At 27.4% G+C, this 23,168-nt stretch carries 17 protein-coding genes and 2 pseudogenes; 6 read left to right on the plus strand and 13 right to left on the minus strand.

What is annotated here, in order from left to right:
- Positions 1-125 precede the first annotated feature (125 nt).
- The 3 genes from BPP43_RS10165 to BPP43_RS10175 all read left to right on the plus strand — a co-directional run bounded on the left by BPP43_RS10165 (position 126) and on the right by BPP43_RS10175 (position 3,754).
- The gene (locus tag BPP43_RS10165; protein ID WP_015274880.1) at positions 126-1,361 is read left to right on the plus strand and encodes an anaerobic sulfatase maturase; all 1,236 of its coding nucleotides are present in this window, start codon (positions 126-128) and stop codon (positions 1,359-1,361) included.
- Between the two features lie 62 nt (positions 1,362-1,423).
- Positions 1,424-2,215, plus strand: coding sequence for a prohibitin family protein (locus BPP43_RS10170; RefSeq protein ID WP_013243808.1), 792 nt, complete (start codon positions 1,424-1,426; stop codon positions 2,213-2,215).
- Positions 2,216-2,320: 105 nt separating this feature from the next.
- Entirely contained in the window at positions 2,321-3,754 is a 1,434-nt protein-coding gene (locus tag BPP43_RS10175) for a sodium:solute symporter family protein (RefSeq protein WP_014935404.1), read from the plus strand.
- 70 nt (positions 3,755-3,824) lie between these two features.
- Here BPP43_RS10175 and BPP43_RS10180 read toward each other — a convergent pair whose 3' ends face one another.
- The 5 genes from BPP43_RS10180 to BPP43_RS10200 all read right to left on the minus strand — a co-directional run bounded on the left by BPP43_RS10180 (position 3,825) and on the right by BPP43_RS10200 (position 11,696).
- Positions 3,825-4,883 carry a M23 family metallopeptidase gene (locus tag BPP43_RS10180; RefSeq protein ID WP_228369502.1) on the minus strand — a complete coding sequence of 353 codons (1,059 nt, stop codon included), beginning with the start codon at positions 4,881-4,883 and terminating at the stop codon, positions 3,825-3,827.
- A gap of 71 nt (positions 4,884-4,954) precedes the next feature.
- Positions 4,955-5,989, minus strand: coding sequence for a Holliday junction branch migration DNA helicase RuvB (gene ruvB / locus BPP43_RS10185; protein WP_013243805.1), 1,035 nt, complete (start codon positions 5,987-5,989; stop codon positions 4,955-4,957).
- Between the two features lie 157 nt (positions 5,990-6,146).
- Positions 6,147-8,504, minus strand: a complete 2,358-nt coding sequence (locus tag BPP43_RS10190; protein WP_015274882.1) for an ankyrin repeat domain-containing protein — start codon at positions 8,502-8,504, stop codon at positions 6,147-6,149.
- Positions 8,505-8,586: 82 nt separating this feature from the next.
- Positions 8,587-10,566, minus strand: a complete 1,980-nt coding sequence (locus tag BPP43_RS10195) for a ribonuclease R family protein (protein WP_041752844.1) — start codon at positions 10,564-10,566, stop codon at positions 8,587-8,589.
- Between the two features lie 275 nt (positions 10,567-10,841).
- Positions 10,842-11,696 carry a DUF4261 domain-containing protein gene (locus BPP43_RS10200; protein ID WP_015274884.1) on the minus strand — a complete coding sequence of 285 codons (855 nt, stop codon included), beginning with the start codon at positions 11,694-11,696 and terminating at the stop codon, positions 10,842-10,844.
- Between the two features lie 697 nt (positions 11,697-12,393).
- On the opposite strand from BPP43_RS10200, the gene cls reads away from it, so the two are divergent.
- Together cls and BPP43_RS10210 are read left to right on the plus strand one after the other, a co-directional pair.
- Complete coding sequence (gene cls / locus BPP43_RS10205; protein ID WP_015274885.1) at positions 12,394-13,857, plus strand: cardiolipin synthase; 1,464 nt, start codon at positions 12,394-12,396, stop codon at positions 13,855-13,857.
- 21 nt (positions 13,858-13,878) lie between these two features.
- Positions 13,879-14,808, plus strand: a complete 930-nt coding sequence (locus tag BPP43_RS10210) for a hypothetical protein (RefSeq protein WP_013243800.1) — start codon at positions 13,879-13,881, stop codon at positions 14,806-14,808.
- On the opposite strand, the gene BPP43_RS10215 is transcribed toward BPP43_RS10210, so the two are convergent.
- The 8 genes and pseudogenes from BPP43_RS10215 to BPP43_RS10245 all read right to left on the minus strand — a co-directional run bounded on the left by BPP43_RS10215 (position 14,805) and on the right by BPP43_RS10245 (position 21,656).
- Entirely contained in the window at positions 14,805-15,776 is a 972-nt protein-coding gene (locus tag BPP43_RS10215) for a KpsF/GutQ family sugar-phosphate isomerase (RefSeq protein WP_014933758.1), read from the minus strand. The two genes, BPP43_RS10210 and BPP43_RS10215, sit on opposite strands and share 4 nt — an antisense overlap.
- Before the next feature lie 18 nt (positions 15,777-15,794).
- Complete coding sequence (locus BPP43_RS12590) at positions 15,795-15,923, minus strand: hypothetical protein (protein WP_013243798.1); 129 nt, start codon at positions 15,921-15,923, stop codon at positions 15,795-15,797.
- A 9-nt stretch (positions 15,924-15,932) separates the two neighbouring features.
- Positions 15,933-16,298 (minus strand): YraN family protein, encoded by a 366-nt coding sequence (locus tag BPP43_RS10220; protein ID WP_013243797.1) that lies wholly within the window; start codon positions 16,296-16,298, stop codon positions 15,933-15,935.
- Positions 16,299-17,528 carry an HD-GYP domain-containing protein gene (locus BPP43_RS10225; RefSeq protein ID WP_015274886.1) on the minus strand — a complete coding sequence of 410 codons (1,230 nt, stop codon included), beginning with the start codon at positions 17,526-17,528 and terminating at the stop codon, positions 16,299-16,301.
- Between the two features lie 10 nt (positions 17,529-17,538).
- Positions 17,539-17,800, minus strand: a pseudogene (locus BPP43_RS10230) (EscU/YscU/HrcU family type III secretion system export apparatus switch protein).
- Positions 17,784-18,845: a hypothetical protein gene (locus BPP43_RS10235; protein ID WP_015274887.1), complete on the minus strand. Its 1,062-nt coding sequence runs from the start codon at positions 18,843-18,845 to the stop codon at positions 17,784-17,786. Before BPP43_RS10235 ends, BPP43_RS10230 begins: the two are co-directional and overlap by 17 nt.
- A 1-nt stretch (position 18,846) precedes the next feature.
- A pseudogene (rnhB, locus tag BPP43_RS12695) lies at positions 18,847-19,511 on the minus strand (ribonuclease HII).
- Positions 19,512-19,514: 3 nt separating this feature from the next.
- The gene (locus BPP43_RS10245) at positions 19,515-21,656 is read right to left on the minus strand and encodes a hypothetical protein (protein ID WP_015274888.1); all 2,142 of its coding nucleotides are present in this window, start codon (positions 21,654-21,656) and stop codon (positions 19,515-19,517) included.
- A gap of 128 nt (positions 21,657-21,784) precedes the next feature.
- Here BPP43_RS10245 and BPP43_RS10250 point away from each other — a divergent pair, with 128 nt between their 5' ends.
- Positions 21,785-23,167, plus strand: coding sequence for a DNA polymerase III delta subunit-related protein (locus BPP43_RS10250; RefSeq protein WP_015274890.1), 1,383 nt, complete (start codon positions 21,785-21,787; stop codon positions 23,165-23,167).
- The last annotated feature ends 1 nt before the right edge of the window (position 23,168 follow it).

Genomic DNA, 23,168 nt, shown 5'->3' on the forward strand with positions numbered 1-23,168 from the left:
AATTACACCCTCTTAAATTTAATATTTTTAAATTTTTTTTATTTTTATTTTCTCTTATACCGCATACTATTAAATTGTGTGCGGATTTTATTTTTTTATATATTATTAACTATAAGGAGGATTATATGAATAGAGGTTATCATTTAATGGCTAAGCCTTTCGGACCTATATGTAATATAAAATGTGAATATTGTTTTTATTTAGAGAAAAAATCATTATTTCAAGAAAATGAAAAATACAAAATGTCTTATGAGGTATTAGAAAATTATATAAAAAAATATATAGAAACTCAGGATATACCGGAAATAAGTTTCGTGTGGCAGGGAGGTGAGCCTATGCTTGCTTCTTTGGATTTTTATAAAGATGTTGTAAAACTTCAAAAAAAATATTCTGGTAATAAAAAAATTACTAATTCATTACAAACTAATGGACTTTTAATAGATGATGATTGGTGTAAATTTTTAAAAGAAAATAATTTTCTTGTTGGTTTGAGTTTAGATGGAAATAAAGATATACATGATAAATATAGAAAAGATATTTTAGGAAATGGAACTTTTGATAGAGTTTTTAATTCTTTGAAACTGCTTCAGGATTATAATATAGATTTTAATGTTTTGTCTTCTGTAAGTAAATATTCTTCTAAATATCCATTGGAAATATATAATTTCTTCAAAGAAAATAAAATTAAATATATACAATTTTCTCCTATAGTAGAAAGGCTTCCAGATGAAGAAGCTAAAAAACTTTCTCTAACTCATTCTATACCAAACAGCAGTTCAAATGAAAAAGTTACTGATTATTCTGTAGAGCCTGAATCTTACGGAGACTTTTTAATATCTATTTTTGATGAGTGGGTTAAAAAAGATGTTGGAGAAATATTTGTTATGAACTTTGAATGGGCTTTGACTTCTTGGCTTGGATTAGAAAATACAATATGTTTATTTACAAAAGAATGCAGCGGCTGTACTGTAGTTGAGCATAATGGAGATATTTATAGCTGTGACCATTATGTTTATCCTGATTATAAAATAGGTAATATAATAACTGATAATCCTAGAAGTATAATTGATTCAGATAAGCAAAAAACTTTCGGACTTAAAAAAAACAATTTACCTAAAAATTGTTTAAGATGCGATTGCTTATTTGCATGCCAGGGAGAATGCCCTAAAAATAGATTCGATAAATTTTATGACGGAGAGGAAGGAAAAAATTATTTATGTGAAGGATACAAAAAATATTTTTATCATATTCACCCTTATATGAAAGCTATGAGGGAGCTTTTAGAAAATAATATAGATATTAGAGAGATTATGAGAATAAAGGAAAGCCCTATTGTAATAGTGAAAAATAATAAACTATAATATTGCAAAAATATACTTTATATTTTAGTATATATAAAATGTTTTTTAGGAGATTAAAGTTTATGAGAATTATTAATATTAATACTAACAAATTACATTCTATACTTTTTATACTGCTTCCTATTGTTTTAATAGTAGGTTTTTTAATTTTTTCTAGCGTTACAATAGTATCAACAGGTGAGGTTGGTATAAGAAGCAGATTAGGTAAGGCTATATCAGAAGAAGAACCTGGACTTCATTTTAGAATACCTTTTATAGATAGTATTAGAACTATGGAAGTGAGAGAGCAAACTGTTGAAAAAACTTATGCAGTATCATCAAAAGATATGCAAACTATATCAATGACTTTGAATGTTCAATATTCTATAACTGGCGATGCTTTAGAATTATATAAAAAATTTGGTACAGATTATAAAAATAAATTAGTTAATCCAAGAATATCAGAGAGTCTTAATGCTGTTTCTGCAAGATACACAATAGAAGAGTTTATTACAAAAAGAAACGAAATGGCCGGAGAACTTTTAAAAGAGGTTATGGCAGATTTTCAGAATTACGGCATTACAGTTGCAGCTTGTTCTATTATAGAGCATGATTTTTCAGATGAGTTTGACCAGGCAATAGAGAGAAAATTAATAGCTTCTCAAAATGCTCTTACTGCTCAAAATGATTTGGAAAAAGTTAAATATGAGGCAGAAGCTGAAATTACTAAAGCTAAGGGTATAGCTGAAGCTAATAGAATAATGCAGGAATCTTTAACACCTCTTTTAATACAGAGAATGTATATAGAGAAATGGGACGGTAAAATGCCTCAAGTTTCTGGTTCTGGTGTTACTCCTATGATACAAGTAAAATAATTTTTACAATTTAATATAAAAAAATCTTACTTTTTTTGTAAAGTTTATGTATTTTTCTAAAAAATTATTATATAATAATTTTATAATAATTTTTTGGAGTTTTATATGGGACAAGCTATTGTTATAGTAATAGTAATAGTATACCTAATAGCTATGCTTTTTATAGGTGTATATTCTAGTAAAAAGATTAGTAATAGTAATGATTTTGCCTTGGCGGGTAGGAATTTAGGACCAATACTTTTGGCAGGAACTTTGGCTGCTACAAATATTGGAGGTGGTACTTCGCTTGGTTTGGCAGAACAGGCTTTTGGTAAATGGGGTTTTTCTGCTGTTTGGTATGTAATTACGGCATCTTTGGCATATTTAGTACTTGCTTTTTTGGCTCAGAGGTTTAGAAATGCTATGGTTACTACTGTATCTGAATATTTTTATAATAGATACGGTAAAGCAAATGCATTAGTTACTTCTATTATTATGGGGCTTCCTATGATAGGTATTACTGCTGCTCAGATTATAGCTTCTGCAAGTATTTTAACTGTTATGACAGGTTGGAATTATAAAGTATCTGTTGTAATAGTTACAGTTGTAGTTACAGCATATTCTTCTATGGGCGGACTTTGGGGTGTTGCTTTTACTGATTTAATACAAGGTTCTTTAGTATTTATTGGAAGTTTGGTTGCTATACCTTTTGCTTTGAATTATGCCGGAGGTTTTGAACATGTAATTTCTAATCTCACACCTGCACAAAAATCACTTACTGCTGGTATGGGTTGGCCTACTATAATATCACTTACTATAATGTATATAGCATCATATTCTGTTGGACCTGAAATTAGTCAGAGATTCTTTTCTGCAAGAGATTCTAAATCACTTATGATAGGTTCTTTAATGGGTGGGTTAGTTTGTATATTATATTCTTTATTTCCTGCTTTTTTGGGGTTGATTGCTTCTAGCGTTGTAAAAGATGGCCTTCTCACTTCAGAATTATTAACCTCTGAGGGAAGCAGATATATTTTACCAGTGCTTGCAATTCATACTATGCCTCCTGTTATAGTTGGATTATTATTTTCTGCTTTAATATCTGCTACTATGTCTTCGGCTGACTCTGATATGCTTGCAGTTTCTGTAATAGCAACAAACGATATATATAAAAAATACATAAATAAAGATGCTACAGATAAACAATTACTTTTCTTGGGAAGAGCTTGTATGGTTGTAGTGGGACTTATATCTATGTTTATAGCTTTTAGAGCTGCTAATTTAATAACTATACTTATGTTTTCATTTAGTTTGCGTGCTGCTGGAGTATTTATACCATATTTATTTGGAAACTATACTAAGAAAAAATTATCAGCAGTAGCTAGTATGGGTTCATTGATAGCTGGAAGTGTTGTTACAATATTTTTCCAATACAATAAAAATATCAATCTATTTGGAGTAGACCCTATAATACCTGGTATTGTTGCTAGTTTAATAGTATTTTTAATTCTATCCACATTAATACAGCCAAAACCTAATGCTTCAAATATGAATAATTAATTAAACAATAAAAAAAGAGGAGTATATTAAAAAAATATATTCCTCTTAGTTTTTAACAATTTTTTATTATTTAAAATCTAGCATTCAAATAAGGCATAGGGTTTTTATGGTCGCCTGCTATTCTCACTTCAAAGTGACAGTGTATACCAGTTGTTCTTCCAGTATTTCCAATCATAGCAATTTTTTGTCCTCTTTTTACTTGCTGACCTCCATGTACCAAAAGCTCTGAATTATGACCATAACCTGTTTGATATCCGTTAGCATGCTCTATAAGTACAAACCAACCATAACCATTTTTCCAACCTGCAAAAACAACTTTACCATCAGCAGCTGCTAATATTGGTGTACCATAAGGACCTGCAATATCAACACCATAGTGATAACTTTTTTCCTGAGTAAAAGGAGAAAGTCTAGCACCAAATCCGCTTGATATTCTTCCGCCGCCTGCAACCGGCCAGCCTACTGGTATTTCTTTATGTATTATAGAAGATACGTCCATAAATGTTAAAATATTTTTTTGATATCTATCTATTTCATTTAAAGTTTTATTTATATCATTATCATTGTTGCTATTATTATTAAAAGAAGAGTTGTTATTATAATCTATCAAATAAGAAATATTTTTTATAGTATCATTATAGTCTTTTAAAGATTTTGAATATCTGTTAAGTGAATCTTTATATTCTGTAATTAAACTATAAGTTTTAGCCTCTGTAGCTGATAATGTATTATAAAAATCTCTTGCTTCTTTTTGTTTATAATATGCATCAAAACCTGTATAGATTAAAGATGCAAAAATTAATACAAAAAATAGTATCATAAAATTATTAATAGGTAAGCTTAAGCCTTTTTCTTCATTATTGTAAAATATTAATATGCTTCTTTCATGATTACCTTTTTTCATGATAGCTGATATTATTTTATTGAAGAAATTTCTTATAGGCAAAGTTGAATCATATATTTTAGAAATAGATATTTTCAAATGATAAAGCTTATTATGATTTTTTTTGTATGTTGTTTTTTTATTATAATATTTTGGATATTTCGCAGCTTGTTTTTTATTATTAGATTTAAAATTATTTACAAATTTATTAGCTACTTTACTTTTATCTTTAGATGTTTCCTGTATATAATATTCGTCTAATTTGATATTAGATTTTGTCTCAAAAGTATCTCGCGTTTGAATAATAGACCTCCAGCTTATAAATCAAATAAAGTATTCTCTTTATAATTATCGTTATTTTTTACATTAATATTTAAATAGCTATACGCTTTTATTGTAGCAACTCTTCCTTTTGGTGTTCTTTTAATAAAACCAGATTGTATTAAATATGGTTCTATTACATCTTCTATAGTTTCTATCTGCTCAGATAATGAAACAGATATAGTATCTACACCAACAGGTCCTCCATTATAATTTTTTATTATAGTATCTAAGTACTGTTTGTCAAGGGCTTCAAAGCCATTTTTGTCAACACCCAACTTCTCTAAAGATTCGGATGCAAACTTTTCATCTATTTTTAAAACATCAGAAACCGTAGCAAAGTCAAACACTCTTCTAAGTAATCTATTAACTATTCTAGGTGTTCCTCTAGACCTTGATGCTATAGAAATTGCAGCCGAGTCTGTTATATCGATATTAAGAAACTTTGAGCTTCTTTTTACTATATCTGCTAAATCTTCGTTTGTATAAAACTCAAGTCTCTCCACTATTCCAAATCTATCATATAAAGGAGTGCTTAATAGTCCGCTTCTTGTTGTAGCTCCTATTAAAGTAAATTTTGGAAGTTTTACTCTAAAGCTTTTAGCACTTGTACCTTCTCCTACCTTTATATCAACAAAAAAATCTTCCATTGCCGAATAAAGTACTTCTTCAACAACCGTTCTAAGTCTATGTATTTCATCTATAAATAATATATCTTTTTCCCCTAATGTTGTTAGTATAGATGCTAAATCACCAGGGCGTTCTATTACTGGGGCAGAAGTTGCTTTGATATTGCTTCCTAACTCTTCTGCTATTATTTGAGCTAGAGTAGTTTTGCCTAAACCAGGAGGTCCGTAAAATAATATATGATCCAAAGAAACATCTCTTTTTTTAGCACTATCTATAAAAACTTTTAATTTAGATTTTATATTTTCTTGCCCTATAAAATCATTGAATCCTTTTGGTCTTATAGAAGAATTATTAACATCATAAGAGTTTTCATTGGAGTTAGTTATACTTTCTTTATCCAATATTTAAAATCCATATTATTTAATTGTGCATATATTATATTATAAAAAATGATTAATAACAAATTTATTTTTTATATAAATATTATTATTTTTTATGTAAATAAATATAGTTTTATTAAATTATATATTAGTTTTTTAAGTACTCTATTATAAAAATTTACTTTCCATTTCTTTGAGCTTTTTTTAGAATATCTGCAATTTCTCTAAGTTCAAGATTCTCTGCCATATCTAAAGCAGTATCTCCATCGTCATCTTCTATATTTACATCGGCTCCTTTTTCTACTAGAAATTTAACAAATGATTCATTAGATTTTCTTGTACAAGCCCACATTAAAGAAGTGTATCCATTATAATCTTTTGCATTAATATCTGCACCTTTTTCTAATAAAACTTCAGCTAATTTTATACGATTTTCCTGAAAACTTATATTATAAAAACTACCTTCAAGCATACCAAGATATATCAAAGGAGTATATTGGTTTTTATTCTTTATGTTTACATCAGCACCTTGCTCTATTAAAAAATGAGCTATTTCAAAGTCTGGCATAGTAGTAAGAGTTTTGTTTAAAGCTGTGTATCCTTCATTATCTTGGGCATTTATATCAGCATTTTTTGAAACTAAATATTTTATTACGTCTATATTTATTTCCAAACTAGGTTTACATGCTAATATTAAAGCAGTACTTCCTCCTTTCTGAGAGTTTACATCAGCACCGTTTTCAACTAATAATTTTACTGTTTCTAAATTATTTACACCATACATTAAGGCTGTATTTCCATAATTATCGAAAGCATTTATATCAGCACCTTTTTGTATTAGAAGTTCTACCACTTTTATGTTATGAAGTTTGGAAGCATACATTAAAGGTGTCTCTCCATCCTCATTTGTTACATTTATATCAGCACCTTTTTGTATTAGAAGTTCTACCACTTTTATATTATGAAGTTTGGAAGCATACATTAAAGGTGTTTCTCCATCCTCATTTGTTACATTTATATCTGCACCATTATTTATTAAAAATTCTGCAGCAGATGAATTTTCATTTTTATAATAATAATATCTATAGTCAGGATGTTCATTATCTAATGAGAGTAATAGGGGAGTTTCTACTGAGCTATGTTCAGAATGTGTTTTAGCATTTACATCAGCACCTTTTTCAACTAAAAATTTAACCATATCATAGTCATTTCTTAAAGCTGCTATCATTAAAGGAGTATAATCATAATCAGCAGGAGAATAATACTCCCTACCCTTTATTCTTGATTCTAAGTTAAAACCATTTTCTACTAATACTTTAAACATTTCTCTATTTAGTGCCAATTCTGTTGTATAAGCTGTATCAAGAAGTGATGCTCCATAATTGTCTTTAGTATTTACATCAGCACCATATTTTATTAATAAATTAAATATTTTTTTAGCATTTTCTAGCATTTCTTCTTTTTCGTAATGATCATAGCGAATATTGTAATATAATACAGTGTTTCCATCATTGTCTTTAGTATTTATATTGGCACCATTTTCTAATAAAAATTTAACCATTTCATAGTCTCCTATCATAGCAGCGTTCATTAATGCTGTAAGACCGTGTTCATCTTGTGTGTTTATATTTGCACCTTGTTGTATAAGTAATTTTGAAATATCAAATTTTCCATAATCATTAGCAATCGTTAAAGCAGTTTTCTTTTCATTATTTGCTGTATTAGGATTGGCACCTTTATCAAGCAAATATTTAACCATATCATAATCATTTCTTAAAGCTGCTATCATTAAAGGAGTATAATCATAATCAGATCTACCCGTCTTTATTCTTGACTCTAAATCAAAACCATTTTCAACTAATATTTTAAACATTTCTTTATTTTTATCAAAAGATTCTGAAATTCTATAGGATACATCAAGGAGAGATGTTCCTTCATAGTTTTTAGTATTTACATCAGCACCGTATTTTATTAATAAATTAAGTATTTTTATAGCATTTTCTTGCCCGAAACTATCATGCTTAATACTATAATATAATGCAGTTTCTCCTGCTGTATCTCTAATGTTTACATCAGCACCATTTTTTAATAAAAATTCAACCATTTCATAATTTGTATCTCTAGCAGCATACATTAATGCTGTAGCACCTGCATTATCTTTAATATTGACATCAGTACCTTCTTCTATAAGTAATTTTGCTATATCATCATATCCCATTAAAGCAGCGTACATTAATGCTGTAAAACCGTATTCATCTTGAGCATTTGGATTTGCTCCTTTAGCTAAATATGATTTAACTCCTTCTATGTTATTATATTGTACAGCTAAAAAGAAAGTCTGAGAATACATAGGATACATTTTTGTAACTTGAACATATTCATTAGTATTTGTAGTTGTTGGATTAATATATACTTGTTCATTTGTTTGAGTTTGATTAGTTTGAGTATTTTCTGTTTGTTTAGTATTGCCGCTGTTACCGCCGCTGCAGGAAATTATCGAAAGTATTAAAACAAAAATAGAAATAATATTTTTCATATATACCCCATATATCTTAAAACCAATTTGATTGTATATTGAAAAGTATTCATTGTCAATAATTATAAATATCAATCAAGTGTTATCTTTTCTTTTTAGATTTCTTTTTTTCTTTTCTGCTTTTGTTTTTAAAAGGTTTAGATTTTCTTGAGTATATTTCTTTTTTATTCTTACTGCCTTTCTTCTTCTTTAAAAAATCTCTGCTGTCTATTATATCTCTGTCATCTAATGCATTATCAAATTCGCTTGCAGGCAAAAAGTCTATAAATAGCTCTTCTATATTTACTCTATGAACAACTATTCTTATTTTATCTCCAAGCGTATACCATTTAGCTTCTTCATTGCTGTATGCTGCCTGCTCATTTTCATCATAATGATAATGATGTCTCAAATCTGCATATCTTATTAAGCCCTCTATTCCTCTATCTTCTATTTCAACAAATATACCAAATTTAGTAATGCCGCTTATGATGCCGTTGTATTCTTTGCCTACTTTTTCTTTCATAAACCTCGCAGCTTTTACTTTATATAAACTTCTCTCGCATTCCACAGCAACTCTCTCTGTTCTAGAGCACCATTTAGCACAATTATCAAACATCTTTTGCATAGAAGGTTTCATATTTTGAGCACCTTCTAATGATAGTTTTAAAAGTCTATGTGTAAGTAAGTCAGTATATCTTCTTATAGGCGAAGTGAAGTGAGTATAATATTCAAAACCAAGACCGAAATGCCCTATATTATTAATATCATATATAGCCTGCTTCATAGAGCGTAAGAGTAGGGTAAGCAGAAGTTTTTCATCAGGCTTTCCAATAATAGATTCTATAAACGAATGAAAATCCAAATTGCCTTCATTGTCAGTTGTAAGTCTGTAGCCTCTGTTGAATGCTATTCTTCTAAATGTGTCTAGCTTTTCAGAATCTGGACTGTCATGCACTCTATAAATGGCACCCTTTATATTTTTTAATCTCTTAGCAACCTCGCAGTTTGCAAGAAGCATAAATTCTTCTATTATCTTATGAGTCTCTTTTCTCTCACCTATAAAAAAGTCTTTTGGGTTTCCGCCTTTATCTAATATTATTTGTGTTTCATTAAGGTTAAACTCTATACTTCCATTATCTATTCTTTTTTGAAGAAGTATTTTTTTTATGTCATCAGCATTTTTTAAAAGTTCTAATAGCCAATCTTCATCTTGTTCTATGCCGTCCAAAACATCTTGAGCATAATCGTAAGTTAATCTTCTGCTTGACTTTATAACGCTTTTATGAAAAGTGCTTTCTTTTATATTTCCTTTATTATCTATAGTGATAAACACTGTCATTGTGAATCTGCTTACACCTTCATTAAGTGAACATATTCCATTTGAAAGCTCATGCGGAAACATTGGATATACTGTATCAATTAAATAAACACTATTTCCTCTCTTTCTTGCTTCCCTGTCTAATGCAGAACCCTCAGCTACAAAAAAACTTACATCAGCAATATGCACGCCTATTTTGTATCCGTCATTTAATTTCTCTACACTTATAGCATCATCAAAATCTTTAGAATCAGCGCCGTCTATTGTTACAGTTCTTATATTCCTTAAATCTATTCTGTCAAACTCAAGCCCAACATTTTCCATGCTATCTGGAAGTATTTTAGCTTCTTCAAGACATTTCTTTGGAAAATCAGTAGGTATATTATATGCATTAGCTACTATCTCAGCATCTTTTTTGGCATTGTTTATTTCTACTTTTATATCTGGCTTTTCTATAACATTAGTTTTAGTGCTGTTTTCTTTTTTAGATGTTTTTTTGGAAGAGGATTTTTTTAACTCTTGTTTTTTTGAACTTTGTCTTTCATCTCTTTCATTACTGCTTGAATCTAAATAGTATTTTCCTTCTTTTGTGAGTTTTAATACATCACCTTTTTTTATGATAAGCCCCATAGAACTAGCCTTATGAAGCATTTTATCGAATCTTAATTTATCTTTTTTATTTTCAACATATTCAGCTTTATAGTCTTTTATACTTACTTGACCTTTTTTATCTATTCTTCTTAACAATTTAATCACTTTCATAATATTTTTATTATAGCAGTAAAAGAGATAATGTCAAATAAATGTTTTTGTTTGATGTTAATAAAAAATTAGCACCCCTACTATTTGTAAAGGTGCCAAAACAGTTTAATTAAATGAAGGTTATAAAATATATTGTATCAATTTAAGGATACAAAAAGAATTTGCTTAAAACAACTATAGTCTCTAACTATTTGTTAGTTTATTCTAACATATTTTTAGAACATGTCAATACTTTATTTTGAATTTATTTTAAAAATTCTTATTTTTTTATATATTTAATTTCTTTTTCCAGAAGCATATTCAAGAGTATTAATATCTAATACCTCTCTATACGGTTTAGTTAAAGATTTTTCGTATCTGCATAACCATTTTACGCCATTAAATATACTCTCTATTTCATCATTACTTTTTATAATGTTGCCATTTTCAAATATATAAGCAGCAATATTCATAGCATGCTGTATTATATTGTTTGGGTTCAAATCATGGAAATGGTACTGAATATCAGAAAGCCCTATAGAATAAAGCCCAAAGGTATCAACTATCATATCATTAGTATTTTGCACTTTAAAAAATCTAATATTTAATCCTGAATATAAGAATCTTAAATTTTTTGGGTATTGATTTTTTAATAATTGTTCTCTAAGTAAAATTTTACCGCTTTGTTCGTTATATACGGCAATAGCATCAGGAAATATATTCAATGCTATATTAAGCCAATTGTTTAGTAGGGTAGTTCTGTCTTTATAATCTAATCCGCCAGCCAAAAAGTCGCTTAACATTACTTGATATTTGCACTCTTTTAATAATTCTTTAGTATCTTTTATATCCCAAGCCTGATTATAAACTTCATCGCTTATGCCATTATAATCAAACTCTATAGGCTCATACATAAAAACTTGAACACCCAATTCTTTATCATCTTGAAATTTTACTTTAAGGTCATTAATCATTATGCTGTATAGGTTTTTATCTTCAGAGATTGTTTCTATATTATTATATAGAGCTCTTAATTTTTGTTTTATCAATTCTATATTTGGCAGCTGTGGTTTCTCTTTAAATAAAATTTTATAAAAATATACATGAGAAAAAAGAGCCTCTTCAGTGCTTTCTAATTTTTTGTTATCCATTTTTATTCCTATTTTTTATATAAAATCTAATACAAAAATCATTATATTGAAACATATTGGTTTTGTCAATTTATATATTTTTATAAAGGTATTATTAATTTTTTACAATAATTTTATAAAAAAGCTATATCAATTTGGAGCATAAATGCAGTTCTTCGCGAAGCGTATCCGAAGGATATAAGGTTCTTTTATACCAATACCGAAAGGTACCTACTTGGTAAAAGAACTGAGGGTGTGTACCATACGGGCACGCTTTGCAGGGGGGCTAGTCCTCACAAATAATTAAAATAACTAAAGTAAAAAATTTTTAGTGCATATTGAAACAATTATTTTTTATCAGGTTTTTTCTTGTTCTTTTTCCCGCCTTCGCACCTAAAGGTACTCTCTTCGGTCGCGGTGCGGACTTCGTCAAAGTTGCAAAAAGTGCAAGTATTTTAGCTTTGTATGTTTGGAATATAAATAAAATGTAAGATAATACCTGTATTTTAAGTTAAAAAATGCAGTCTTTTTGCTTCTTTGGGTCACCAAAAGAAGTGGGGTGCGGGGCAAAGCCCTGCAAATAAATTAAAATAACCAAAGTAAAAAATTTTTAGTGCATATTAAAATATATTAAGCATTCATTGACTTTTTGTATTTGTCTTATATACTATAAATAATAATATGTAAGCTTATATTTTAAATTAGAGATTTTAATTAAATGTTTATTTATATATTGACTATTATATTTTTTCTATATGTCATATTAATAGCAATAAAAATGCTTCTTGAAAATAGACCGCCTTATTCTTTTATAGCTTGGCTTACTGTGTTGGTGTTTTTACCATATGTTGGGGCTATTTTTTATTTATTCTTGGGTGTAAATTGGAAAAAATCTAGAAAAAAACTTTCTGCAAGACTTCCTGAAGATATGATAAGAAAACATTTCTCTTCTTTGCTCGAAGAACAAATGAATATCATAGATAACATGGGCGGTAATTATGCAAAACATACTAATTTAGTAAAGCTTGCAATAAAAAGCGGATACTCTCCAATTACTGTTCAAAATCAAGTTTATGTTTTTGATGAAGGCAAAGATTTATTTGATGATTTAATTAATAATTTAAAACTCGCTGAAAAAACAATACATATGGAATATTTTATATGGAGAAGCGATAAATTAGGAAATAAAATAAAAGATATACTAATAAAAAAATCTAAAGAGGGTGTTAAAGTTAGGATTATATTTGACGGACTTGGCTCTATGCTTAGGATAAGCAGAAAATACAAAAGAGAGCTTAAAAAAAATGGTATAGAGTTTTTATATTATCATGACCCATTTTCTATATTCTGGACTAGATATGTTAATTACCGCAATCACAGAAAGATAGTAGTTATAGACGGAATAGTTGCTTATATGGGGGGAATGAATTTAGGGCAGGAATATATTGACGGCGGAAAGAGATTTGCTTCTTGGCGAGATACTCATATGCGTATAGTAGGCGATGCATGTAATCTTATACAGAATGTTTTTGTATGTGATTGGCATAATGCAGGAGGAAGAGATTTAGATAATTTAATGGATAATGGCTCTTCACTTATGCAGGAATTATTTCCTTCTTCTACTACAGATAAATATCTCCCTATGCAAATAATATCTTCTGGTCCTGATTCTAAATGGGATTCTATACAAAAGATTTATTCAAAAATGATAGCCGATGCTAGAGAAAGTATTTATATAGAAAGTCCTTATTTTGTGCCTGATGATGGATTTTTGCATGATTTGGAAAATGCTGCTTTATCTGGAATAAATGTTAATTTAATGATTACGGGTAAGCCTGATAAATTAGTAGCTTGGTGGGTTGCTCAAACTTATTTTGAAACTTTACTTAAAGCGGGGGTTAATATTTATTTATATGAGAGCGGTTTTTTGCATAGTAAGTTTTGTGCTATAGACGGAAGGATTGTGTCTTGTGGTACTTGTAATATGGATATAAGAAGTTTTTATTTGCATTATGAGATGAATGCGGTTATATATGATATAGATACAGCTTTGAAATTTGAAAGAATTTTTAAAGATGATGTTTCAAGGTCTCATAAAATAACTATGGAAGAATATAAAAAGCAATCTATTCTTATTAGACTTAGAAATTCAGCTTGTAGAATTATTGCCCCTGTGCTTTAATTTTTATTAAATGGAGGAATTATGAAAAACGTAAAAATCTCATCATTAAATGAAAATGATTTATTAGAATTAAAAACTTCCAAAGAGAGAATATCTTTATTTATAGATAATAGCGGCATATCAAAAGACATGATACCCTTTTTAAATGATGTATTAAAAGAGAGACCTGATTTCTTTTTAAATATTTCTTCAGAAAAAGACAGCGGTTCTAATTTATCTGGAGAAGACATTATTAAATTTATACCAGAAGTAAGAAATTTAATATTTTATGCTTCTCTAAAAAATCCTATAAGTAATTTAAATCTTTTTTCAAGACTTGGCAATTTGATAAGTTTGCATATCAACGGAAATATTGATAAAGATGTTGCTTTAAGTCCGCTTGACAGTATTGAAACGCTTAGCAGTTTTTATTTGGAAAATGGTTTTAGTCTTAAACATTCTGTTTATATAGAAAGTAGAAAAAGTTTTTGCGATATAGGGGCTTCAAATATTAGAGTGGAGCATTTTACTAAGATGAGTCAGCTAAAAAAATTATCAATACTCTCATCTGCTACTCATATTGATGAGATTCCAAAGAGAATGCCTAATTTAGAAGAAATATATATTGAAAAAGGGAAGGGTATAAATACTTTAGATTTTTTAAATGAGCTAAAGAATTTAAGAGTAATAGAATTAAACTCTATATCAGAATTAAAATATATTCCAGATTTATCAAAATTAGAGAACTTAGAAAAAGTAATACTAAGAAATTTGAGAAGTTTAGAAGATTTAGAGCCAATATTTAATAATAAAAAAATTAAAATACTTATACTAGAAAATGTTAGAGGTTTTAATATAGAAAAATTATCTAGTATGGATAGTTTAAAATATATCACAGTTACAACTGATGATAAATTAGAAACGAATAAAATAAAAAAATCTCTATTAGATAAAGGCTATTTAGAAGCTTAAAAAGCCTTTATTTTTAGAATATCATGTATATGAACTATACCTATAGGTTTTTTGCCGTCTTTAGTATCTTCAACCACTACAAGATTAGTGATTTTTCCTTCCATTAAATGCAAGGCTTCACCTATAAGTGTATCTTGATATATTACTTTAGGGTTGTTATTCATTATATCTTTTACTTTGATTTTTAGAATGTTTTCTATTTGTTTGTCTTTTACCAATAATCTTTTTAAATCACCATCTACAATAATGCCTTTAAGAATACCATTATCATCTGTAATAATTGCAATGCCTAATTTACATTCTATGATTTTAAATAAAGCATCATATAGAGATGTTTCCAAATTTATAATTGGCAAGTTATCGGTATGCATAATAGTTTTTACTTTAGCTAATTGCCTTCCTAAACTTCCGCCTGGGTGAAATATAGCAAAGTCTTCAGCTTTAAATCCTCTAAGCTCCATTAAAGCAGTAGCCAAAGCATCAGATAAAGCTAAAGAAGCTGTTGTACTAACAGTTGGTGCCAATTTTAAAGGACAAGCTTCTTCTTTTACATGTGTGAGTAATGTTATTTTTGCATTTTTTGATAGAGTAGAAGACTCATCATTGGTAATTGCTATATATGGTATATTCTGCCTGCAAGACCAATTTACCAATTCTATTATCTCTCTTGACTCTCCGCCTTTAGAATATAATACTAAATAATCATTTTTAGTTATCATACCAAAGTCGCCATGCAAACATTCATTAGGGTCAACGAAAAAACTAGGTGTTCCGGTTGAAGCGAAAGTTGAAGCTGCTTTTCTTGCAATATGTCCGCTCTTACCAACTCCAGAGGTTATTACTCTGCCTTTAATATTAAATAACTCATTAACTGCTTTTTCAAAATTATCATCTAATTTTTCTGATAATAATTTTAAGCTTTCACTTTCTAATAATAAAGTTAATTTACCTCTGTCTATTATATTCATTTTATACCCTTAATTATATTAATCTATAACAGCACTAATTAAGTGTCCAGCAAGCCTTTCTATAGCTTTATCTACATACTTTTTATCTTTTAATTTCTTTTTATAAATTTCTATTTTTTCATAATTTATTTTAACAGCCGTTTTCATACAATACCCCTATATAAAAATGTCTTCTACAAAAGAAATTTCTCTACTATAGTTGGTATCGTCTATTAAAACTGCCCCAAAGGAACATTTTTGACTTAAACTTAATCCTTTTTTAATTAAGTATTCCTCAGCTGTCTCATAGAGCTTTTGTTTCTTACGCTCTGTGATAGCATCAGCTGCATATCCAAAACTTCCCTGTCTTCGATATTTTACTTCTACAAACACAATAACAACTCCTTTTGTCATTATTAAATCTATCTCTCCTCTTGTTATGCTGCTTTTATAATTTCTTTCTAATAATTCATACCCAAGATTTTCGAGATAATTTAAGGCAATATCTTCTCCAAGATTGCCTATTTCTTTTTTACTTTTCATTTAATTGCCATCATTATTTTCTTTTTTATCCAATAGTCTTGACTTTACCTCCTCTAAAATATTACTATCTTTATCTACCCCGCTTATTAATAATTTATTAGTTTCTATCAAATTAATTACTTCTCCGTCTTCAATAAAATTATCATTTTCATCGGATACTATTTTTATTATTGGCCTAATAGGATAACTAATATTAGTAGCAAATACTAAGCCCTTCCTATTGTCATTCAAAACCACAACTGTTCCTACAGGATAAACACTAAAAGTTCCTACAACAAGCTTTGCTATTATAGGGTCAAATTTAATATTAGCTCCTTTTATTATTTCTCTTACAGCATCAGATAATGTTTTATTTTCAACCGTTTTAACACCATTAACAATTTTTGCATATGTAGGTGTTCTTTTACTGTCTTTTGATATTCTTATAGGTTTTAATATTTTTTCTAAAGAATGTGCAACAGCAACGATTTTTGGATATAAATGTATTTGATTGCCGCTAATTCCTCTTGGATATCCTTTGCCGTTATAATGTTCATGATGTTCTAGAGGAATAACTGCTATCTCTTCTTCTAATCTAAAATTTGTTTTTATTATTTTATAACCAAATACTGTATGTTTTTTTATTTCAATATATTCTTCTGGAGTAAATTGTTCATGTTTATTTAAAACTTTATCTTGTATTCTAATAAGTCCTATATCATAAAGTATAGCACCTAGTCCTAATTTTTGTAATTTATCTTCAGGAAATTTCATTACTTTGCCAAGCATTAAAGATATCATAGATACATTTAATGACCTTATATAATAATAGTCATCTCTGCTTAAGTTTTCAATATTTAATAATGCTATGGCTGCATTCATATTTTTATTAATAAGGTCTAATATACTGTCTATGATTGATTTTAAATTGGATATATTAACTATATTATTATATCTAAAATCTCCTAGGCTTGTTTTTACTTTTTCTAATATACCCATGTATATATTTTTGTATACTATACATTCTCTAGCAAACTTTTCAAAATCTTCAGGAGTTTGATATCCATCAGCATTAGCATCAGAGTCTTTTATAAATACTTCTTCTATATCCCATTTTTTTAATCTTTTTATATCTTCATCTATAGATTTTATATATTTACTAATAGCCATAAAACCATTATAGATATAAATATCCTGCTTATCAATTTTGGTCTTGATATCATCTACTTTAATGCTAGTAATCTTGTCCATAATTATTTTTTTACTCTGCCTTTAATTTATATACATATTTTAATATTATACTAACTGCTTCATAAACTGAATATGGTATCTCTTCTCCTATTTCTAAATGCATAAGTTCTTTTACAGTATCTTCATCTGATACTATAGGCACTTTATTTTTTTTAGTCTATTTCTATCATTCTTTTAGCTAAAAGTTTTTCACCTTTTGATATCACTATTGGAGCATTATGTATCTCTCTCTCATAAAGCAAAGCAACAGCATTTTCAATCTCTTTTTTCATAATTTATCTCCAATTCTATATTATCAAACTTTTCTAATTCTTTATCTATATTTGTTTTTATATTTTGGCATTTTAAAAATAATTTTTTATCAAATAAAAACAAATTAATAATATATTTATTATCTTTTACAATTTCTATTTTGCATAGTTCTTTATTATTATCATAAGCTATAAACTCTAAATTTTTAGCTTTATTATCTTTTCTATTTATATAAAGAAGTACCTCTTTTAATTCATTATTAACCATAAAAGGTATTGGTATTAAAAAAGAACCTTCTCTAAAAGTTTTATTTCTCCTATTGGAGGATAATATCTTTAAAAGAAGATTAAGCATATTAGAACTATCAGAAGATAATTCATCTTGAAGCATATCAAAGAGCATAAACCATACACTCAAATTTCCATTTGAAGATATATAGTTTTTTAGGCTTTTGTCAGTATCATTAATTTCTTTTAAAAGCGTTAGTAATATTTCGGTTTTTTCAATATTTTTGTTAGAGTTTTTTATAATAGAATGCAAATTATTAAATTTTGAAAAAATATTCTCAAACATTTCTAATTCATCTATACTAAAATATATTCCATTAGACATAGAATGCAGTATAAACTTCATTTTTTTATCATCTAATTGAGGTATATATTTAATAATTCTCTCTAAATATGTGATATTTTCAGGGCTTTGTTTAATAGAATTTTTTAATAGTATAGAAGAGATTTCAGTATTATTTTCTTTATTGCTATTTAAAACTAAAGTATCTTTCACGGCATTGTTATTTATAGCCTCTCTTGCTTCTTTAATGCTGTTTACATCTTTAAGAAGCTTTAATACTATTTTGCCATTTTCTTTGTTAATGACTGCAAATCCTTTATCTTGCATTCCATCTTTGAATAATGCCACAACCTTATTGCCCATTATATTAATAATAGCTTTATTGTTATCCAGTTTACGCATGAGAGAATATCTTACAATATCTCCATCTTTAATGTTTTGAGAGTTTTTGCTATTTATTATTATGTTTGAGTATTTATTATTAATGTTTAGCATTTTATATAAAAAAACTATTTTCTTCTTTTATAGATTTTATAGGTTCAAATGATAATCTATGTAAATCGCTTGCACCATATTTTTTTATAGCTTCAATATGCTCTTTTGTACCGTAGCCTTTGTTTTTTGATATTTTGTATTTATCATATTCTTTATTTTTCTCTGATAATCTATCCATAGCTTTATCTCTGCTTACTTTTGCAACTATACTTGCACATGCTATAGAATATGATTTTAAATCGCCTTTTATTATAGATTCTTGTTTTATTTCAGTATCGATTTTCATGGCATCTATTAATAATATATCAGGTTTTATGCTTAAACCTTCAACTGCTTTAAGCATAGCTAGTTTTGTAGCATTATATATATTAATTTTGTCTATAGTATTTGCAGCTACAGAATATACTGAATATGATAATGCTTTTTGTATGATAATTTTATATAGCTCTTCTCTTTTTTTGCGGTAAGTTTTTTGGAATCGTTTGCCTCTTTTATTATATCATCATCTAAAGGCATTATAACAGCACAGGCAGTAACCTCTCCAAAAAGCGAACCGCGTCCAACTTCATCTATACCGCAAATATATTTATAGCCCAAGTCTAAATAATATTTCTCATAATGCAGTTTATCTATTTCTTCATTTTCTTCATTATCAAAAAAGTACATAATTTATAGTATCTGTAAAGCTATAACAACTACTATAACTACCGCAGCTAAAGAACCCATAATTATAGCAAAGTTGTTTGCTTTGTTTTTTGATGATAATTCTGCTTCTTTTTGTCTTATGAGCATTGCATCAGTTGTCTTAAACATATTATCATATTGTCTAGCCATATCATCTCTAAACTCTTTATTTTTTTGCTCTTGTTTTTCTATTTGTCTGTCTGTATATTCTTTTAATTTTTCTTTGTCGCTATTAAACTCATTTATAATATTTTTAGCATTGTTTAGAGTTGTTATGTAATTACTATTTTTTATGCTGTTTTCTTCTATTTTTTTATTTGTATAATCTATCAATGTTTCATAATTTCTATCATATTTTTTGAGCATATCATTCATTCTTGTTTCCATACTGTTGCTGAAATCTCTATTTTTTCTATCCTGCTCTTCCATCTTTAAGTTAACAGCATTATTAATATTTTTTACAAGCTCATTATTTTTATTATTTTGCTCTTCTATTTTTTTATTTGTATATTCTATTAATGTGTCATAGTTTTTATCATATTTCTCAAGCATATTATTTGTTTTTGATAATATTTCGCTATGATTTTTATTCATTAAGTCATTAAACTCTTTATTTTTTTTATCTTGTTCTTCAAGTTTTTCATTTATTGACTTATTCATTGTATTAAAGAATTCTTTATTTTTAATATCTTGTTCTTCTATTTTTTTATTAGTATAATCAATCAATACTTCATGGCTTTTGTCATATTTCTCAAGCATATTATTTGCTTTAGAAAGTATTTCATCATAATTTTTATTGATTAACTGATTGAACTCATTATTTTTCTTCTCTTGCTCTTGCAATTTATCATTCATTGCATTATTTAGAGTTTTTAAGAACTCTTTATTTTTTATATCATTTTCTTCAATTTTTCTATTTGTATAATCTATAATAGCCTCATGACTTTTGTCGTATTTTTCAAGCATGCTATTTGTTCTTGCTAATATTTCATTATGATTTTTATTTATTAAGTCATTGAACTCTTTATTTTTTTTGTCATGTTCTTCAAGTTTTGTATTTACAGAATTATTAATAGTTTTAATTAATTCATTATTTTTAATATTCTGCTCTTCTAACTTTTTATTAGTATAATCAATTAATACCTCATGACTTTTATCATATTTCTCAAGCATCTCATTTGTTGTTTTTATTATTTCATTATGATTTTTGTTTATTAAATCATTAAACTCTTTATTTTTTTTGTCCTGCTCTTCAAATCTTATATTTATAGAGTTATTAATAGTTTTGAGAAACTCATCATTCTTTTTAACTTGTTCTTCTAGCTTTTTATTAGTATAGTCAATTAATACCTCATGGCTTTTGTCATATTTCTCAAGCATTTCATTTGTTGTTTTTATGATATTTTCATTTATGTCTTTAGCTTTTTTGCTGTTTTCTTCTAACTTAATATCATTTCTTTTATCTTGTTCTTCTAATTTTGTATTCATAATCTCATTAAGAGTTTTTATGAATTGTTCATTTTTAATATTTTGCTCTTTTAATTTTTCTTTTATTTCATCATTGATATTATTTATAAGTTCGCTGCCTTGTTCTTCTAGCTTTTTATTTGCATTTTGTATTAATATTTCATTTTTCTTAGTATTTTCTTCTAATAGTTCTGCTGTTTTCTTTAATAGCTCTTCATTTAATTTAGTATTTTTTATGTTATTATCTTCTAATTTTAGATTTATTACTTCATTAATATTTTTTATAATATCATGATTTTTAATATTTTGTTCTTCTAGTTTTTCTTTAAACTTTTCATTTATAGATTTTTCAAATTCACTATTTTGTTCTTCGAGCTTTTTATTTGCATTTTGTATTAGTATTTCATTTTTTTGAATATTTTCTTCTATTAGCTCATTTGCCTTTTCTAATAGAATTTCTATTTTTAAGTCTATGTCATTTATAGAATCTAGGTTTCTATTTAAGGCTTCTATATGATATTGTAAATTATTTATTCCTTCTTCGGCATTATCTAATCTTTCAGAGTTTAATAATATTTTTTTGAATAATCTCTTATTCTTTTTTTCCATTTCTTCTAAATCTTCTCTTGATATATTATTATTGTTATTTTCTAATGACATAATAAAATCCTTAAAAATTTATTTCTTTATATATATAATATATAACATATATGTAAAATATCAAATTTATATTGCTATAAATTTTGTTATAATTTATAAATTAAATATAAAAAAATGGAGAGAGATAATTGGCTAAAGTATTAGGGCAAACAACCCCTTTAAAAATAATGGCTGGTATATATAAAAGCGGCAGACTTCATCATGCCTATTTGTTTTATGGAGAAGAGGGAGTTGGGAAATATGAAAGTGCTTTAAATTATGCTAAAGTTCTTTTATGCGAGAGAAATAACGGCACTTACTGTGATGAATGTGAATCTTGCAAGATGGTAGATAATTATAAGCACCCTGATGTAGTAGTTGCCGGCACTGATGAGAGGTTTAGAAATGCTGAAATATATTTTAATCAGTATTTAGAATATAAACTTCCTCATTTATTTAATAATTTTTATACAGAATGCCGTTCTATACTTTATAAAGTAGAATCTATGCTTTTTGATAGCTATGATAATTATCCATCAAGCGAGCCTAAAGAGTATATGCTTGGAAACAAAAAAGAAAGTTCTAGATATGCTTTAATAGAGCCTTACTATTTGGCTGTTAATTATACTTTAAATGAGCTTAATGAGGATAATGTTGAGTTTATAGATTCTATTTTTAGGACTAAATCTAAAGATGCACTTAATATAGTAAAAGCAAAAGGCGGCAAAAAGAAATATTCTATAGATGGTGATTTTTTTACAGCATTGAAGAAGATACATTATAATATAATTCATACAGTTATACCATTAGATACTATTAGAAATATAATAGAAATGACATACAGAAAACCAAGATTAGGCAGAAAGAGGGTAATAATAATTGAAGGTATAGAATTAATGGATAAAAGAGCCCCTAATATATTTTTGCGTACATTAGAAGAGCCGTCTGATAACAATATATTTATTTTGATAACTTCAGATACAAACAAATTAGTTCAAGACGGAATGAAGCCTTTAATATCACGTATGATGGAGCTTAGGTTTTCATCTCTTTCAGAAAACACTTTAAGGTCTATACTAATGAAAAGATTAAGGCTAAGCGAAGAGAAAACAGCCCTAGCACTTCAATATTCTTCAGGAAGTATGTCTAAAGCTATAAAATATTTGCTTGACAAAAAATCAAATACAAGCGATAATATTAGGGAAGTATTATTGTCTTTCATAGATGCAAGTTTAAAGAATAATGCCTCAAAAGTGTCTTCTATCATTACACTCCTCTCAGAAGGCGAGTATGATATTATAGATACCATAAGAGAATTAATTAATATTCTTAAAAAATCTCTGGAAGATAAATATTTGGAAATAGAAGAAAGAAGCTATATACTTCCTAATTCCGTTTCCGATATAAGTATTATATGGGCTATAGATGAATTAGATTCTTTAATTAATACTTTATTAAATACTAATAGTCAGCCAAAAATGATACTTTATAAGGCTTTAAGCAACATTTATATATGGCTAAATAATTATTAAA

It is taken from the genome of Brachyspira pilosicoli P43/6/78, assembly GCF_000325665.1.
GTDB lineage: Bacteria > Spirochaetota > Brachyspiria > Brachyspirales > Brachyspiraceae > Brachyspira > Brachyspira pilosicoli.

Coding starts and splice junctions, on each gene's coding strand:
- BPP43_RS10165 (WP_015274880.1), top strand. CDS start 126: ATGAATAGAGGTTATCATTTAATGGCTAAGCCTTTCGGACCTATATGT.
- BPP43_RS10170 (WP_013243808.1), top strand. CDS start 1,424: ATGAGAATTATTAATATTAATACTAACAAATTACATTCTATACTTTTT.
- BPP43_RS10175 (WP_014935404.1), top strand. CDS start 2,321: ATGGGACAAGCTATTGTTATAGTAATAGTAATAGTATACCTAATAGCT.
- BPP43_RS10190 (WP_015274882.1), bottom strand. CDS start 8,504: ATGAAAAATATTATTTCTATTTTTGTTTTAATACTTTCGATAATTTCC.
- BPP43_RS10195 (WP_041752844.1), bottom strand. CDS start 10,566: ATGAAAGTGATTAAATTGTTAAGAAGAATAGATAAAAAAGGTCAAGTA.
- BPP43_RS10200 (WP_015274884.1), bottom strand. CDS start 11,696: ATGGATAACAAAAAATTAGAAAGCACTGAAGAGGCTCTTTTTTCTCAT.
- cls (WP_015274885.1), top strand. CDS start 12,394: ATGTTTATTTATATATTGACTATTATATTTTTTCTATATGTCATATTA.
- BPP43_RS10210 (WP_013243800.1), top strand. CDS start 13,879: ATGAAAAACGTAAAAATCTCATCATTAAATGAAAATGATTTATTAGAA.
- BPP43_RS10215 (WP_014933758.1), bottom strand. CDS start 15,776: ATGAATATAATAGACAGAGGTAAATTAACTTTATTATTAGAAAGTGAA.
- BPP43_RS12590 (WP_013243798.1), bottom strand. CDS start 15,923: ATGAAAACGGCTGTTAAAATAAATTATGAAAAAATAGAAATTTATAAA.
- BPP43_RS10220 (WP_013243797.1), bottom strand. CDS start 16,298: ATGAAAAGTAAAAAAGAAATAGGCAATCTTGGAGAAGATATTGCCTTA.
- BPP43_RS10225 (WP_015274886.1), bottom strand. CDS start 17,528: ATGGACAAGATTACTAGCATTAAAGTAGATGATATCAAGACCAAAATT.
- BPP43_RS10235 (WP_015274887.1), bottom strand. CDS start 18,845: ATGCTAAACATTAATAATAAATACTCAAACATAATAATAAATAGCAAA.
- BPP43_RS10245 (WP_015274888.1), bottom strand. CDS start 21,656: ATGTCATTAGAAAATAACAATAATAATATATCAAGAGAAGATTTAGAA.